This window comes from Streptomyces sp. TRM49041 (assembly GCF_008271805.1).
In the GTDB taxonomy this organism is placed as follows: Bacteria; Actinomycetota; Actinomycetes; order Streptomycetales; family Streptomycetaceae; genus Streptomyces.
The window spans coordinates 196735-211555 of the sequence record NZ_VSRY01000166.1 but is presented as its reverse complement, the minus strand read 5'-3'; the positions used below and the strand labels follow the sequence as shown (position 1 = coordinate 211555).

17 protein-coding genes are annotated in these 14821 nt (G+C 70.6%); 10 read left to right on the top strand and 7 right to left on the bottom strand.

Features of this window, described 5'->3' with window-relative positions; translation table 11 throughout:
* The first annotated feature begins 32 nt into the window (after window positions 1–32).
* The 3 genes from FVS66_RS29855 (at window position 33) to FVS66_RS29845 (ending at window position 2676) form a co-directional block, all read left to right on the top strand.
* The gene (locus FVS66_RS29855; protein WP_149184358.1) at window positions 33–1034 is read left to right on the top strand and encodes an amino acid ABC transporter permease; all 1002 of its coding nucleotides are present in this window, start codon (window positions 33–35) and stop codon (window positions 1032–1034) included.
* On the top strand, window positions 1031–1807 hold the full coding sequence (locus FVS66_RS29850) for an amino acid ABC transporter ATP-binding protein (RefSeq protein ID WP_316248229.1): 777 nt from the start codon (window positions 1031–1033) through the stop codon (window positions 1805–1807). The genes FVS66_RS29855 and FVS66_RS29850 overlap by 4 nt, the downstream gene beginning before the upstream one ends.
* A 239-nt stretch (window positions 1808–2046) precedes the next feature.
* On the top strand, window positions 2047–2676 hold the full coding sequence (locus FVS66_RS29845; RefSeq protein ID WP_149184357.1) for a CGNR zinc finger domain-containing protein: 630 nt from the start codon (window positions 2047–2049) through the stop codon (window positions 2674–2676).
* Here FVS66_RS29845 and sodX read toward each other — a convergent pair.
* The gene (gene sodX, locus FVS66_RS29840) at window positions 2580–3005 is read right to left on the bottom strand and encodes a nickel-type superoxide dismutase maturation protease (protein ID WP_149184356.1); all 426 of its coding nucleotides are present in this window, start codon (window positions 3003–3005) and stop codon (window positions 2580–2582) included. The genes FVS66_RS29845 and sodX overlap by 97 nt on opposite strands.
* A gap of 159 nt (window positions 3006–3164) precedes the next feature.
* Here sodX and sodN point away from each other — a divergent pair, with 159 nt between their 5' ends.
* Window positions 3165–3560 carry a superoxide dismutase, Ni gene (sodN, locus tag FVS66_RS29835; protein WP_149184355.1) on the top strand — a complete coding sequence of 132 codons (396 nt, stop codon included), beginning with the start codon at window positions 3165–3167 and terminating at the stop codon, window positions 3558–3560.
* 103 nt (window positions 3561–3663) lie between these two features.
* On the opposite strand, the gene FVS66_RS29830 is transcribed toward sodN, so the two are convergent.
* Window positions 3664–4623, bottom strand: coding sequence for a LysR family transcriptional regulator (locus FVS66_RS29830; protein WP_149184354.1), 960 nt, complete (start codon window positions 4621–4623; stop codon window positions 3664–3666).
* 197 nt (window positions 4624–4820) lie between these two features.
* Here FVS66_RS29830 and snpA point away from each other — a divergent pair, with 197 nt between their 5' ends.
* Window positions 4821–5498, top strand: a complete 678-nt coding sequence (snpA, locus tag FVS66_RS29825) for a snapalysin (RefSeq protein ID WP_149184353.1) — start codon at window positions 4821–4823, stop codon at window positions 5496–5498.
* A 93-nt stretch (window positions 5499–5591) separates the two neighbouring features.
* Here snpA and FVS66_RS29820 read toward each other — a convergent pair whose 3' ends face one another.
* Together FVS66_RS29820 and FVS66_RS29810 are read right to left on the bottom strand one after the other, a co-directional pair.
* The gene (locus FVS66_RS29820; RefSeq protein ID WP_149184352.1) at window positions 5592–6056 is read right to left on the bottom strand and encodes a DUF6304 family protein; all 465 of its coding nucleotides are present in this window, start codon (window positions 6054–6056) and stop codon (window positions 5592–5594) included.
* 375 nt (window positions 6057–6431) lie between these two features.
* A complete protein-coding gene (locus FVS66_RS29810) occupies window positions 6432–7019 on the bottom strand; it encodes a dihydrofolate reductase family protein (RefSeq protein ID WP_149184350.1) in 588 nt (195 codons plus the stop codon).
* Window positions 7020–7137: 118 nt separating this feature from the next.
* Between FVS66_RS29810 and FVS66_RS29805 the strand changes: the two genes are divergently transcribed.
* Window positions 7138–7713, top strand: a complete 576-nt coding sequence (locus FVS66_RS29805; RefSeq protein ID WP_149184349.1) for a TetR/AcrR family transcriptional regulator — start codon at window positions 7138–7140, stop codon at window positions 7711–7713.
* 211 nt (window positions 7714–7924) lie between these two features.
* Here the strand turns inward: FVS66_RS29805 and FVS66_RS29800 are convergent, their stop codons facing one another.
* Window positions 7925–8968: a family 2 encapsulin nanocompartment cargo protein polyprenyl transferase gene (locus FVS66_RS29800; RefSeq protein WP_149184389.1), complete on the bottom strand. Its 1044-nt coding sequence runs from the start codon at window positions 8966–8968 to the stop codon at window positions 7925–7927.
* Window positions 8969–9088: 120 nt separating this feature from the next.
* Window positions 9089–10513, bottom strand: a complete 1425-nt coding sequence (locus tag FVS66_RS29795) for a family 2B encapsulin nanocompartment shell protein (protein ID WP_149184348.1) — start codon at window positions 10511–10513, stop codon at window positions 9089–9091.
* Window positions 10514–10710: 197 nt separating this feature from the next.
* Here FVS66_RS29795 and FVS66_RS29790 point away from each other — a divergent pair, with 197 nt between their 5' ends.
* The 3 genes from FVS66_RS29790 (at window position 10711) to FVS66_RS29780 (ending at window position 13273) form a co-directional block, all read left to right on the top strand.
* Window positions 10711–11631 carry a 1-aminocyclopropane-1-carboxylate deaminase/D-cysteine desulfhydrase gene (locus FVS66_RS29790; RefSeq protein ID WP_149184347.1) on the top strand — a complete coding sequence of 307 codons (921 nt, stop codon included), beginning with the start codon at window positions 10711–10713 and terminating at the stop codon, window positions 11629–11631.
* Window positions 11632–11894: 263 nt separating this feature from the next.
* Window positions 11895–12308 (top strand): anti-sigma regulatory factor, encoded by a 414-nt coding sequence (locus tag FVS66_RS29785; protein WP_149184346.1) that lies wholly within the window; start codon window positions 11895–11897, stop codon window positions 12306–12308.
* 47 nt (window positions 12309–12355) lie between these two features.
* A complete protein-coding gene (locus FVS66_RS29780) occupies window positions 12356–13273 on the top strand; it encodes an RNA polymerase sigma factor SigF (RefSeq protein ID WP_262387287.1) in 918 nt (305 codons plus the stop codon).
* Between the two features lie 63 nt (window positions 13274–13336).
* Here FVS66_RS29780 and FVS66_RS29775 read toward each other — a convergent pair whose 3' ends face one another.
* Entirely contained in the window at window positions 13337–13762 is a 426-nt protein-coding gene (locus FVS66_RS29775; RefSeq protein ID WP_149184344.1) for a hypothetical protein, read from the bottom strand.
* Window positions 13763–13840: 78 nt separating this feature from the next.
* Here FVS66_RS29775 and FVS66_RS29770 point away from each other — a divergent pair, with 78 nt between their 5' ends.
* Window positions 13841–14809, top strand: coding sequence for a diacylglycerol kinase family protein (locus FVS66_RS29770; RefSeq protein ID WP_149184343.1), 969 nt, complete (start codon window positions 13841–13843; stop codon window positions 14807–14809).
* Window positions 14810–14821 lie beyond the last annotated feature (12 nt).

Genomic DNA, 14821 nt, shown 5'->3' with positions numbered 1-14821 from the left:
CTCGACCCGTCCCACCCACGTAAGGCAACTCCGTGACTGACCCCCTCAAGAAGGACTCCGCCGCGGTCCCACCGGACGGCGGCGGGGACTCCTCCAACCCCGGGGGCTCCTCCCCCGCGCCCGAGGACTCCGGCATCCCGCCGGAGACCATAAAGGCCATCCCCGTGCGTCACTACGGCCGCTGGATCGGCACGGCCGTGGTGCTGGTGCTCCTCGCTCTGCTGGTGAACGCCTTCGCCGGGGCCCAGATCCAGTGGAGCGTCGTCGGCGAGCAGATCACCAACGGCACCTTCGCCTGGGGCGCCTGGGAGACCCTGAAGATCACCGTCCTGGCCATGGTGATCGGTGTGGTCCTCGGCACGATCCTCGCCGTCATGAGGCTCTCGCCGAACCCGGTGCTCTCCTCCGTCGCCTGGGCGTACATCTGGTTCTTCCGCGGCACCCCCGTGATCGTCCAGATCCTGCTCTGGTTCAACCTGTCCCTGATCTTCCAGACCCTGGACCTCGGGTTCATCTACAAGAACGAGATGAACGAGGTCATGACGCCGTTCGTGGCGGCGCTCCTCGCGCTCGGCCTGAACGAGGCCGCGTACATGGCGGAGATCACCCGGGCCGGCATCCAGTCGGTCGACCAGGGCCAGACCGAGGCGGCGCACGCCCTCGGCATGAAGGGCACCCAGACCATGCGGCGGATCGTGCTGCCGCAGGCCATGCGGGTGATCATTCCCCCCACCGGGAACGAGTTCATCAACATGCTGAAGACCTCGTCGCTGGCGTTCGCCATCGGCTACGGCGAGCTCTTCCTGCGGGGCCGTGAGTTCGGCTCGCGGACCCTGGCCATCATGGAGGGCTACATCGTGGTCTCCCTGTGGTACCTGGCGCTGACCACTGTGTTCAGCATCGGCCAGTACTACTTGGAGCGGTACTACGCCCGCGGATCCAACCGCGCGCTGCCGCCCACTCCGCTCCAGCGGATCAAGGGGCAGCTCACCAGGTTCCGCGTGCCGAGCAAGGTCGGAAAGGTCAGCGTATGAGTTCCGCGAGCGGTCACCCCATGGTGAAGGCCGAGGGTGTCCACAAGTCGTTCGGCGCGGCGCACATCCTCAAAGGCATCGACCTCGAGGTGAACAACGGCGAGGTGTTCTGCCTCATCGGCCCGTCCGGGTCCGGCAAGTCGACGTTCCTGCGGTGCATCAACCACCTGGAGCAGATCAGCGCCGGGCGGCTGTACGTCGACGGGGAACTCGTCGGCTACCGCGAGAAGGGCGACAAGCTGTACGAGCTGAAGGACAGCGAGGTCGCGCTGAAGCGGCGGGACATCGGCATGGTGTTCCAGCGCTTCAACCTGTTCCCGCACATGACGGCCGTCGAGAACGTCATGGAGGCGCCGGTCCAGGTCAAGGGCGAGTCCAAGTCCGTGGCCCGGGAGCGGGCGCTGAAGCTGCTGGACCGGGTGGGTCTGGGCGACCGCGCCAACCACTATCCGTCGCAGCTCTCCGGCGGCCAGCAGCAGCGTGTGGCGATCGCCCGCGCGCTGGCCATGGAGCCGAAGCTGATGCTGTTCGACGAGCCCACATCGGCGCTGGACCCGGAGCTGGTCAGTGACGTCCTGGACGTCATGCGCGACCTGGCCGAGTCGGGTATGACGATGGTCGTCGTCACGCACGAGATGGGCTTCGCCCAGGAGGTCGGCGACTCGCTGGTCTTCATGGACGGCGGTGTCGTCGTCGAGTCGGGCAACCCGCGGGACGTCCTCACGAACCCGCAGCACGAGCGCACACAGGCGTTCCTGTCGAAGGTGCTCTGACCGGCCGGGTGAGCTGTGGGGAGAGGGGCGGTACGGGTGGACACCCGTACCGCCCCTCTCACATGCGGAGCCAGAGACTCCGGGAACCGCCGGCCCGGCCCTTTCGTGATACTTCCTGTGCCACAGGCGGCAGCGGTGGCCGGTGCCGGACCAAGGCATCCTCCGTAACACCCTCGTCACGGGCTCATCTCTTACCCTTGACCTGTCGGAACCCCACACCGCCCCGGTAAGGATTAGAAGTGGAACTGGCCTATTACTCGGATTACGCCGTGCGACTGGTGAACACCGAGGAGCCGGCGCGCAACAAGGACTCCCTCACGTCGGTCGAGGCGGTACGGGAGCTGTTCGGTGACATGTCGCAGATGGCGCGGCGGGTGGCGGACGCGGACGTGACGCGTTTCCGGGCCGTACGGGGCCGTCTGCGGGCCGTCTTCGGCGCGGCCGACACGGGGGACCAGGCGCGGGCGGTGGACCTGTTGAACTCGCTGCTGCTGGAGTTCCCGGTGAGCCCGCAGATCTCCGGCCACGACCTGCTGGACGACGAGGGGCGGCCGCGCTGGCACATGCATCTGGCCGAGCACCCGTCGAACGCGACCGCCGGGTACGCGGCGATCGCCGCGATGGGCCTGGCGTTCCACCTGACGGAGTTCGGCGCCGACCGGCTCGGCCTGTGCCAGGCCGCCCCGTGCCGTAACGCCTACCTGGACACCTCCACGAACCGCTCCCGCCGCTACTGCTCGGACCGGTGCGCGACCCGCGCCAACGTGGCCGCCTACCGGGCCCGCAAGCGCCTGGAGAGCGAGCGGTCGGCGAGCACCGGCCGCACGGCGGAGAGCAGCCACGCCAGTACGACGCCCAGGGACCGCTGACGCCCGGGACGGATGCCCCGGTACCGGGCCCGCACCCGCCCCAGCACCAGCTCGGCCGGCACCGCCCCGAAGGCCCTGCTGTCCACCGCCTCGGCGCCCCTGTTGTCGCCCAGCACCCACCAGCCCCCGTCACGGCGCTCGACCAGCCGTTTGACGATCAGCAGATCCTGCTGGAGCGGATGCCGCAGCACCGCCACCACCCCGGGCCGCAGAGCCGCCCCGTAGTGCACCAGCAGCTGGTCTCCGTGGTGCAGCGTCGGCACCATGGACGGCCCCGTCACCTCCGCCACCCCGAAGGGCAGCACGGGCCCACGCCCTCGATCCGTCATCAGCGTCCACCACCTGCCGGGCATTCCTCGTGCGGTTCCTCCACGAGTCCCATGATCTCCCTGGACTTTTGTCCTAAGCCCCAGGGGGCACTCGCGAAAACCGGTCTGTCACCGAGTAATGTCCCACCTGAGAAGACGATCACGAGGAAGGACAGCAGCATGCTCTCCCGCCTGTTTGCCCCGAAGGTGAAGGTCAGCGCCCACTGCGACCTGCCCTGCGGTGTCTACGACCCTGCCCAGGCCCGTATCGAGGCCGATTCGGTCAAGGCCATCCAGGAGAAGATGGCCGCGAACGACGACCCGCACTTCCAGGCTCGCGCCACGGTGATCAAGGAGCAGCGCGCCGAGCTCGCCAAGCACCACGTCTCCGTGCTGTGGAGCGACTACTTCAAGCCCCCGCACTTCGAGAAGTACCCGGAGCTGCACGTCCTGGTCAACGACACCTTGAAGGCCCTGTCGGCCGCCAAGGGGTCCACGGACCCGAAGACCGGCGCCAAGGCCCTGGAGCTGATCGCCGAGATCGACCGCATCTTCTGGGAGACCAAGAAGGCCTGACGTCGGCTCAATCGTCCGACACGGCAGTCACGGAACGGCCCGGCCCCCGCATGGGGGCCGGGCCGTTCCGCTTTCGCCGGGTGTCCCTCAACGTCCGTCGGGCTCATCCCGCGCACAGGAGTGGGCTGCCGTGCCGGAGGAGCCACTGGCGGTATGTGACGGTGCGGAGGGCGGCCTCGCGATAGGCGGCGGAGAGTTCGGTGCGGGCGGTCCCGTACACGGGGATCGTTCCGTCACCCGGGCGGTGGTAGAGAAGGAGCCTTACGGCCAGGGGGTCGTCGCGTAACGGGCGGATCGCCATGTCGTCGCGAGGGCCCGACGTGGGCTGGCAGGGGGCGACGGCCTCGCCGACCACGATGAGGGAAGCCGCCGTGTGGTAGTCGGCGTGCAGGACCGGCGGGTCGATTCCGGCCGCGTTCAGGACGCGGCGCAGGCCGTCCCATTCGCCGTCGACCGTGGGGTCGACCATCCAGCGGTCGTCCGCGAGGTCCGCGAGGTCGACGACGGGCGCGGCGGCGGCCGGGTGGTCGCGGGCCATGGAGATGAACTGGGGCTCCCGCTGGACGATGACGTGCTCCTCAAGGCCGTCCGGGACCCGTAGCGGGCAGCCCTCCACCTCGTGGACGAACGCGACATCGAGTTGGCCGGCCGCGACAGCTCGGAGCAGGGCGTTGGCCGAGACGTCCATGTGCAGGGTGAGGTCCGTGCCGGGCAGCCGCTGTCGCAGCCTGCGCAGCCAGCCGGCCAGTGCGCGGCTGGCTGTGGAGCCGATACGGAGCCTGGTGCCGTCGGCGCGCGCGGCGGCCGCGCGGGTCTCGCTGACGAGCAGGGACATCTGGGCGACCAGCGGGCGGGCGCGGCTCAGGACGTCGCGGCCCAGCGGGGTGGGCCGGCAGCCGGTGCGCCCACGGATGAACAGCTCCGCGCCGAGCGCGTTCTCGATGCGCCGCAACTGCGTCGTGAGCGACGGCTGGCTCATGCCCAGGAAGCGTGCGGCCTTGTGCAGGCTGCCCGTGTCGGCGATGGCGCACAGCGCCCGCAGATGCCTCACCTCCAGCTCCATGCCCCGAGCGTAGGGCGCTCACCGTGCACCGCACCAGACATCCCGACCCCATGAATTGCCCTGAGACAAAAGGGAGTTGTCGGGGGGATGCGTTCGTGCTATTGACCCTTGACATCATCCGCACGGGCTCCGGGCTCCCCGACACTCAGTCCACCGAACGCGTCCACCCAACCGTTCAGGACGAGTAGGAGCCCCCCATGAGACACCCCAGGGCCGTACTGGCCGCCGCGCTGAGCGTCGCCGCCGCACTCGCGGCCGTGCCCGCCGCCACGACCGCCACCGCCGCCGCACCCCCCGCATCGGGCGGCACTACCGCCTCCGTCCCCGCCGCGTACTCCTCCTATGCCGCCTACGCCGGCTCGGCGGAGGACGCGAGGGCCAACAAGGCGTTCTTCGAGGCGGTCATGAAGTCGGTCGCGGAGAAGCGCGCCGCGACACCGGGGACCCAGGCCGTCACGGTGGTCTACTCTGCCGCCAACGCCCCGAGTTTCCGCACCCAGATAGCCCGCTCGACGCAGATCTGGAACAGCTCGGTCAGGAATGTGAAGCTCCAGGAGGGCGGCAACCCGGACTTCCGGTACTACGAGGGCAACGACTCGCGCGGCTCGTACGCCAGCACCGACGGGCACGGCCGCGGCTACATCTTCCTCGACTACCGGCAGAACCAGATCTACAACTCGACCCGCGTCACCGCACACGAGACAGGGCACGTCCTCGGCCTGCCGGACCACTACTCGGGCCCGTGCAGCGAGTTGATGTCGGGTGGCGGCCCCGGCCCGTCATGCCAGAACGCGGTCCCGAACACGCGGGAGCGCTCCCGGGTCGACTACCTGTGGCGGAACGGCCTGGCGGCCGCCCTGACCCCGGCCTCCTGACCCGGCCTCCTGAGCACGGCCTCCTGAGCACGGCCGGGCGGCAACACCCGGACGTACGCCGGCGCCCCGCGTTCCACGCGGGGCGCCTCGCCGCTATGCCGCCTCGATGAGGTTCCGCGCGAACCGCGCCCCGGGCGGCAGCTGCCGCAGGATCCGGTCGAGGGCCTGGTCGAAGTCGCCCCCGGTGACCCCGGATTCGTACGCGGCGCCCCCGCAGTGCAGCGTGAGCTGTAGGTCCACCCGCTCGGGTGAGCCGTCGGACAGTGCTTCACCCAGCGCCAACAGGCAGCTCAGGGTGCCCTGTTGGGGTGTGCCGTCGGTGACGACCGGCAGCGGCAGATCCCATTCCAGGACACAGCCGGTCAACGGCAGGCCGCCGTTCTCCTCGGCCGCCCGCAGCGCGGCGAAGCCGCCGCCGGTGTAGCGCACACCCCTGATGCGGGTGCTGACACCAGGACCGTCCGCCGTGATGACGATCGCTTCCGCACCTCGCCGGTCCCGGTACCAGCCGGTCCAGACTTCCTTCGACTCCGATGACTCCGATGACTCCGATGACATGGCGCGGACTGTAGCGGTATGACTGCCTCCGACGTGACGCCGGACACCCCAGGAGCCTGACTTCAGCCGATCTTGGTGCTGTTGCCCGGCTCGTTCCGGGATGCTCGTCGCTTCGCCCTCCTGGCCTTCTTTGCGGCTCTCCGGTGGGACAGGTTCCCGGCCTCGCGCGGCGTCCTGCCGAAGCGCTCGCAGTCGGGGTTGGGACAGGGGAGGGGGCGCCAGATCGGAACCCAGGCGCCCAGTATCTTGCGTCGCTGTATGGCCGTGCCGACAGGCTGTCCGCAGGCGGGACAGACAGGCTCCCGCGCCTGATCCGTCTGCGGGCCGCGGACGGTTCGGCTTCGTTCGCTGCCCATACCTCAAGGATATTGCTGTTCAGCGATTACGGCTGTAGCTGCGGACGACGACGCCGTTACGGAACGTGCGCAGATCACCCAGGGTGAAGTCGGTGACGGCGAAGCCGGTGTCGCCGAACATGGGCATGCCGGAGCCGTACACCTGCGGATATGTCTTGACGACCAGCTCGTCGATCTCGTCGAGCAGTTCTCCGGCGACGCGCGAGCCGCCGCAGAGCCAGATACCGAGCGGGCCGTCCTCGGCCTTGAGGGCCCGGACACGGGCGACGAGGCCGTCGGAGACGATCTCCACGTTCGGGTGCGGGGAGGTCCCCAGGGTGCGGGACGCGACGATCTCCCGGAGGTGCCCGTACGGGCTCGGCAGTCCGGCGTCCAGGCCCAGCTGGTAGCTGGCCCGGCCCTGGATGACGGTGTCGAAGTGCCTGGGGGGCGCATCGGCGACGCCGAGCATCCGACGCCCTTCGATATTGAGAGTCTCGGGATACTCCGTCTTCAGATAGTCCAGGTACTCCTCGTCCAGGAACTGGAACATCGAGGAGGCGTCGCCCTTCGGATCGCCGATGAAGCCGTCGAGCGAGCAGGCGACGAGGTAGGTGAGCTTGCGCATAGGGGCCCTTCGGTCTCGGATCAGAGATAACCACTGCGGATATAGTGCTCCGAGCGTAGTGGTTCTGCAAGCGCGTTTTACGGACACCCGATGGACGAGGAGAAGGAAGGGAAGGCCCATGGCCAGAAACCCCGAGCGCAGGCTGGCGCTGCTCGACGCCGCCATCGACGTACTGGCCCGCGAAGGAGCCCGGGGTCTGACGTTCCGGGCCGTGGACGCCCAGGCCGGGGTCCCGGCGGGTACGGCGTCCAACTACTTCACCGGCCGCGACGATCTCCTAACCCAGGCGGGGTCCCGTATCCATGTCCGGATGACGCCGGCGCCTGAGCAGATCGACACGGCGCTGCGCCCGGAGCCCAGCCGTGAGCTGGTCGCCGAGCTGATGAAGTGGCTGGTCCGGCGGATGACGGAGGAGCGCACCGGCCATCTGGCGATGCTGGAGCTGCGTCTGGAGGCGACCCGCCGTCCGGCACTCCAGGCCAGGCTGAACAGGACCGTCCGCGAGGAGCTCGACCGGAACATCCGCTTCCATCTCGACGCGGGGCTGCCCGGCGACGCCGATACGGTGCTGGTCCTCTACCTGGCCATGACGGGCCTGCTGCTGGAGCACCTCACGCTGCCGGGGATGCTCCCCGGCGAGGAGCTCGACCGGGTGATCGAGACGGTCGTCGAACGGATCGTGCCCGCCCGCTGAGCGCGTTGCTCAAGGCTGAAGGGCCCACCGGGCGGCCGGTACGACCGGCGCGCCACGGCGCACGCGCCACGGTGGGCCGCGGTGAGCCGGCTGTGTGATCAGTGCCGTACCGCAGGCGCGGCCAGGACATACGCAGGGCGCACTCGGTGCGTACGGGGTGCCCACTCAGTGCGTGCACCCCGTACGGGGCGCCCACTCGGTGCGTGCGCACTCAGTGCGTACGCCGTGTGACGAACTCCGCCAGCGCCAGCAGCTCTCCCGCCGCCCCGAGGTCCGGCACCGCGTGGGACAGCTGATGCATCGCCCGCGCCATCCGGTCGGCCGCCTCCGCCTGCGCCCAGTCCCGGCCGCCCGCCCGCTCGACGGCCTCCGCGGCAAGGGCCACGTCCTTGTCGTCGAGGACCGGCCGCCGGTACAGCTCGGCCAGCTCCGCGCCCTCGTCCGTGCCCGAGGTGAGCGCCGCCACGACGGGCAGCGACTTCTTGTGCGCGGCCAGGTCCGCCCCGGCCGGCTTGCCGGTGCGCTCCGGGTCGCCCCAGATGCCGATCAGATCGTCGATCAGCTGGAACGCCAGGCCCGCCTGCCGCCCGAAGGCGTCCATCGCCGCGACCTCCGCCTCCCCGGCGCCCGCGTACAGCGCGCCGAGGGCACAGGCGCAGCCGAGCAGCGCCCCTGTCTTGGCCTCGGCCATGGCCAGGCACTCCTGGAGCGAGACGTCGAGCGGGCCGCGCTCCTCGAAGGCGCAGTCGGCCTGCTGGCCCGCGCACAGCTCGACCACGCAGGCGCCGAGCCGGGCCGTGGCCGCAGCCGAGACCGGGTCGCCGCCCTCGGCGAGGACGCCCAGGGCGAGGGCGTGGAGGGCGTCCCCGGTGACGAGGGCGTCCGGCATGCCGAAGACCGTCCAGGCGGTGGGCCGGTTCCGGCGGGTCCGGTCCTCGTCGACGATGTCGTCGTGGAGCAGCGTGAAGTTGTGCACCAGCTCCACGGCGGAGGCCGCCCGTACGGCGAGGGCGGGATCACCGCCCAGGGCGCGGGCGGAGGCAAGAACGAGCGCCGGGCGGATCGCCTTGCCGGCCCGGCCCGCGGCGGGGCTGCCGTCGGCGTGCTCCCAGCCGAAGTGGTACATGGCCACGCGCCGCAGGGGGTCCGGCAGGGTGGCGAGGTCGGCGCGCAGCCGGGGGGTGACGACGGCGTGGGTGCGGTCGAGGAGCGCCACCGCGTCCCGGCCGTCGCCCTCGTGCCGCGTACCGGTCATGTCCGAGCTGGTCGTCGTCACGGTCTCCTCCTCCGCTCGTGCGCCTGCGGTCTGCCTGTCTCTTGGGCGGGGATACGGGCCGGGGCGTCGGTGCGGGGCGCCCCGGCCCGTACCCGGCCCTCACCTCCAGCGGCTGACCTCGACGTTCTCCAGCACGCCCAGGGCGTCCGGTACCAGGACGGCCGCCGAGTAGTAGGCCGTGACCAGGTACGAGATGATCGCCTGTTCGTCGATACCCATGAAACGGACCGACATGCTCGGCTCGATCTCGTCGGGGATACCGGTCTGGTGGAGGCCGATCACGCCCTGGTCGGCCTCACCGGTACGCATGCAGATGATGGACGTGGTGCGCGCGTCGCTGATCGGGATCTTGTTGCACGGGTAGATCGGGACGCCGCGCCAGGTCGGGATGCGGTGCCCGCCGACGTCGATACTCTCCGGGACCAGTCCGCGCCTGTTGCACTCGCGCCCGAACGCGGCGATGGCCCTGGGGTGGGCCAGGAACATCTTGCTGCCGCGCCGGCGGGAGAGCAGCTCGTCCATGTCGTCCGGGCCGGGCACGCCCTCGTGCGGCTGGAGCCGCTGCCCGTAGTCGCAGTTGGAGAGCAGGCCGAACTCGCGGTTGTTGACGAGCTCGTGCTCCTGGCGTTCGCGCAGGGCCTCGACCGTGAGCCGCAACTGCTGCTCGGTCTGGTTCATCGGCTGGTTGTAGAGGTCCGCGACGCGCGTGTGGACCTTCAGCACGGTCTGGGCGACGCTCAGTTCGTACTCACGCGGGGCGGGGTCGTAGTCGACGAAGGTGTGCGGGATGAGCGGTTCGCCGCTGTGCCCGGAGGAGAGGTCGATCTCCTTCTCGCCGAACCTGTTCGTCCGCTGGTGCGGGACGGCGGCGAGGCCGGCGAGATGCGCGGCGAGGGAGCCGGCGCGCTCCGCGAGGTTCAGGACGTCGGCGCGGGTGAGCTCCAGCATCACGCACGCGGTGGCGGCCCGGTGGGTGTACGCCCAGTCGGCCGCGCCGTCCAGGAGGGCCGTGTCGCCGAAGTACGCGCCGTCGGCGAGGACGTCGACGACGGCCTCGTCGCCGTAGGGGCCGGTGCCGATCTTCTCGACCTTGCCGTGCGCGAGCAGGAAGACCCGGTCCTTGGCCGACCCGGCCTCGACGACGACGTCGCCGGGGGCGAACTCGCGCTGTGTGCACCGCTGGGCGAGTTCGGTGAGCGCCGCCTGGTCCTCGTACCCGCGCAGCGCGGGCAGCTCGCCCAGCTCGGCCGGGATCACCTCGACCCGCTCGCCGGTCTGTACGAAGGTCACGCGGCCGTCGCCGACGGCGTAGGTGTACCGCCTGTTCACCCGGTACGTACCACCCTGCACCTGTACCCAGGGCAGCGTCTTCAGGAGCCACCGGGAGGTGATCTCCTGCATCTGCGGTGCTGACTTGGTGGTGGTGGCCAGGTTCCGCGCCGCTGCGGTGCCGAGGCTCTGCTGCGGTGGCGCCTGCTCGGTCCGGACCTCGTCGCCGACCGAACCAACCGAACCAACCGACATGGATGTCCCTCTCGATCAACTGATTGACCTGCGGAAGAAGCCTTTCAGTACACGGCGTGAGTACGCCATTACACAAATGAGTGGGACTGGATGAAGATACGCCGGGCAGCCGCACCGGATTTTCGAATCGCCGAGGCGGAAAGACATCGGCTTGTCCTGATCGAATCCCACGGCGCACGAAGCCGGACAATGGACGGATGGACGCCCACGATCATCCCGCCGCCGCCCTGGAGCCGCGGCTGCCCTCGCCGCTGCGGCCGGCCGACGACGACCGGTTCGCCCGGCGCGGGCTGCGGCTGCTGCTCAAGCGCGACGACCTGATCCACCCGGACCTGGTGGGCAACAAGTGGCGCAAGCTGGCGCCGAACCTGGCCGCGGCGGCCGGGCGGCCGGTGCTGACGTTCGGCGGGGCGTACTCGAACCATCTGCGGGCGACCGCGGCGGCGGGGCGGCTGCTCGGCTTCCCGACGGTGGGGGTCGTACGGGGCGAGGAGCTGGCCGGGCGGCCGCTGAACCCGTCGCTGGCGCGTTGCGCGGCGGACGGGATGCGGCTGGTGTTCGTCGACCGGTCGACGTACCGCGCGAAGGCGGACCCGGAGGTGGTCGCACGGCTGCTGCGGGATGCGCCGGACGGGACGGTGGTCGTGCCCGAGGGCGGCAGCAACGAGGCGGCCGTACGGGGCTGTGCGGAGCTGGGCCGGGAGCTGCGCGGCCGGGCGGACGTCGTCGCGGTCGCGTGCGGTACGGGCGGGACGCTGGCCGGGCTGGCGGCGGGGCTCGGGCCGGGGCAGCGCGCGCTGGGCGTTCCGGTTCTGAAGGGCGGATTCCTGGGCGGCGAGATACGGGCGCTGCAGGAGCGGGCGTTCGGCGGACCGGCCGGTGAGTGGAGCCTGGACGGCCGCTTCCACTTCGGCGGCTACGCGCGCACGTCGCCGCGGCTGGAGGAGTTCGCCGAGGACTTCGGGGCACGGCACGGAATCGCCGTCGAGCGCATATATGTCGCCAAAATGCTGTACGGGCTGGTCACACTGGCCGAGGAGGGCGCCTTCGCGCCCGGTACGGCCGTCGCCGCCGTGGTGACGGGCCGCCCGGAACCGGACAGGGGGCACCATGGGTGAGACGTGGACGGTTCGATCGCTCGGCGTCTGGGTACGTCAACCCTCCGCCGGTGTCTCAGGATTGGACGCCGCAGACCTCTAGCCACTTTCCGTACTCATATGCTTACCATGAGTGACACTGTTGGATCGGGGGCCCCGGCGACACGGCATTATGGATCGCGATAGCGTCACGGCGACTACGCACTCCTGCGTACCGCAAGGTTCCGGGGGGATCTCCCTTCCCGCCGGAACCCGAATGAGTTTGTGCCACCTTGGAGGTGAGGGTGTCCCAGATCGCAGGCGAGCCCGGGACCCAGGACTTCGTGGAAGTCCGGCTGCCCGCTGCGGGTGCCTATCTGTCCGTGCTGCGTACGGCCACGGCCGGCCTGGCGGCGCGTTTGGACTTCACCCTCGACGAGATCGAGGACCTGCGCATCGCGGTCGACGAGGCCTGCGCGATCCTGCTGCAGCAGGCCGTGTCGGGTTCGGTCCTCAGCTGCGTCTTCCGGCTCATCGACGACTCTCTCGAGGTCACGGTGTCGGCCCCGACGACCGACGGCCGCGCGCCCGAGCGCGACACCTTCGCCTGGACGGTGCTGTCCGCCCTGGCGGGCAAGGTGGACTCCTCGGTCGCCGACGACCGTACGGTCTCGATCAGCCTGTACAAACAGCGCGGCGCGGGACCCGGGCCGGCGTGAGGGACGGGGACGGTCCGGTGCGGAACGAGGAGCGCGGCCCTCGGGCCTTGAGCGCGGCGGAGGGCATCACGGGCATCCCGGAACAGCAGGCGCGGCCGCACCCGGTGGAGGGTCTTGTGGAGGCGTCGGAGCAGGCGCAGGCAGAGCGGGCGGCGCAGATGAGCGAACACGAGCAGCAGCGGCAGGGCAGGAACCAGCACCAGCACGATCCGCAGGACCGGAGCGGCGCGCGGGCGCTGTTCATCGAGCTGCGCGGGCTGCCGGACGGTTCGCCGGAGCGGGCGGAGCTCCGCAACCGGCTGGTCCGGATGCATCTGCCGCTCGTCGAGCATCTCGCGCGCCGGTTCCGGAACCGGGGTGAGCCGCTGGACGACCTGACGCAGGTCGCGACGATCGGTCTGATCAAGTCGGTGGACCGGTTCGACCCGGATCGGGGCGTCGAGTTCTCGACGTACGCGACACCGACGGTCGTGGGCGAGATCAAGCGCCACTTCAGGGACAAGGGCTGGGCCGTCCGCGTACCACGCCGGCTGCAGGAGCTGCGGCTGTCCCTGACCACGGCGACGGCGGAGCTGTCCCAGCTGCACGGCCGCTCGCCGACGGTGCACGAGCTGGCCGAGAAGCTCGGCATCTCGGAGGAGGAGGTCCTGGAGGGCCTGGAGTCCGCCAACGCGTACTCCACGCTGTCCCTGGACGTCCCGGACACCGACGACGAGTCACCGGCGGTCGCCGACACGCTGGGCGCGGAGGACGAGGCGCTGGAGGGGGTCGAGTACCGGGAGTCCCTGAAACCGCTGCTGGAGGATCTGCCCCCGCGCGAGAAGCGCATCCTGCTGCTGCGCTTCTTCGGCAACATGACCCAGTCGCAGATCGCCCAGGAGGTGGGCATCTCCCAGATGCACGTCTCCCGGCTGCTGGCCCGGACCCTGGCCCAGCTCCGCGAGAAGCTCCTGGTCGAGGAGTGAGCACCACACCCGTTCCGCCCCGGCGGACGGGTGTCCGCAACGGGACGGGGCCGGCCCGCGAGGTCAGGCGTCGGTCGTGCGCCCGATACCGAGGGCCCGGGTGGTGGTCGGGTGGACCAGGAGCACCAGGCCCGTCACCGCCGCGGCCGCCAGGGCGATGCCCACCGGAATCGCCGCCGCCTCCGCGTTGAGCAGTGTCCACGCGACCGGCAGCGCCATGATGTGGGTGATGGCCGCCGGCCCCCTGCTCCAGCTGCGCAGCCGCAGCAGCCCCCGCGCCGCCAGCAGCGGGATCAGGCCGAGCGCGATCAGTGTGGCCGCGCCCATGAGGGCCTGCGTGACGCCGTCGGGCGTGCCGGTCAGCGTACTCACGAGGACGTACAGGCCCCCGGCGAAGAGGGCCAGCGCCTCCAGCCCGGCCACCGCCGCGGCGGCCGTCACACGGGTGGGACGCGACAGGGGGGCGGGGTTCTGTTCGGTGCTGCTCACCCCAGCAGGGTAGCCGCCCGCGCCCGCCCCGCACCCGGCCCCTTGGGCGCGGTACCGCGCGGTAGGTAACCTGGCGGCATGCGCGCACTTCTCGTGGTCAACCCGGCAGCCACCACCACAAGTGCCCGCACCCGTGACGTACTGATCCACGCGCTGGCCAGCGAGATGAAGCTGGAGGCCGTGACGACCGAGTACCGGGGCCACGCCCGCGACCTGGCCCGGCGGGCCGCCGAGTCCGAGGACGTCGATCTGGTCGTGGCGCTCGGCGGCGACGGCACGGTCAACGAGGTCGTCAACGGGCTTCTGCACCACGGTCCGGATCCGGACAGACGGCCGCGCCTCGCGGTCGTGCCGGGCGGTTCCACGAACGTCTTCGCGCGCGCCCTCGGCCTGCCCAACGACGCAGTCGAGGCGACCGGCGCCATCCTCGACGCCCTGCGCGAGCACCGCACCCGCACCATCGGGCTCGGCCTCGCCGCCGGCACGCCCGGCACGGAGGACGAGGCGGTGCCCGCCCGCTGGTTCACCTTCTGCGCCGGCCTGGGCTTCGACGCCGGGGTGATCGGCCGGGTCGAGCAGCAGCGGGAGCGCGGGAAGCGGTCGACGCATGCGCTGTATCTGCGCCAGGTGGTCCGCCAGCTCCTGGACGACCCGCACCGCCGTCATGGCACGATCACCCTGGAGCGGCCCGGCCACGCCCCGGTCGAGGACCTCGTGCTGTCGATAATCTGCAACACCTCCCCCTGGACCTTCCTGGGGAACCGGCCGGTGTACGCCTCGCCCGAGGCGTCCTTCGACACCGCGCTCGACGTGCTCGGACTGAGCCGGCTGTCGACGTCGGCCGTCGCCCGGTACGCGACTCAGCTGCTGACATCGACCCCGGAGCGCGGCCCGCACGGCAAGCACGCGGTCTCGCTGCACGACGAGACGGACTTCACCTTGCATTCGAAGGTCGCTCTGCCGTTCCAGATGGACGGAGACCACCTGGGACTCCGTAGAAGCGTGACGTTCACAGGCGTTCGCCGTGCACTAGGTGTGATTGTGTGAGTGGAAGGGCCT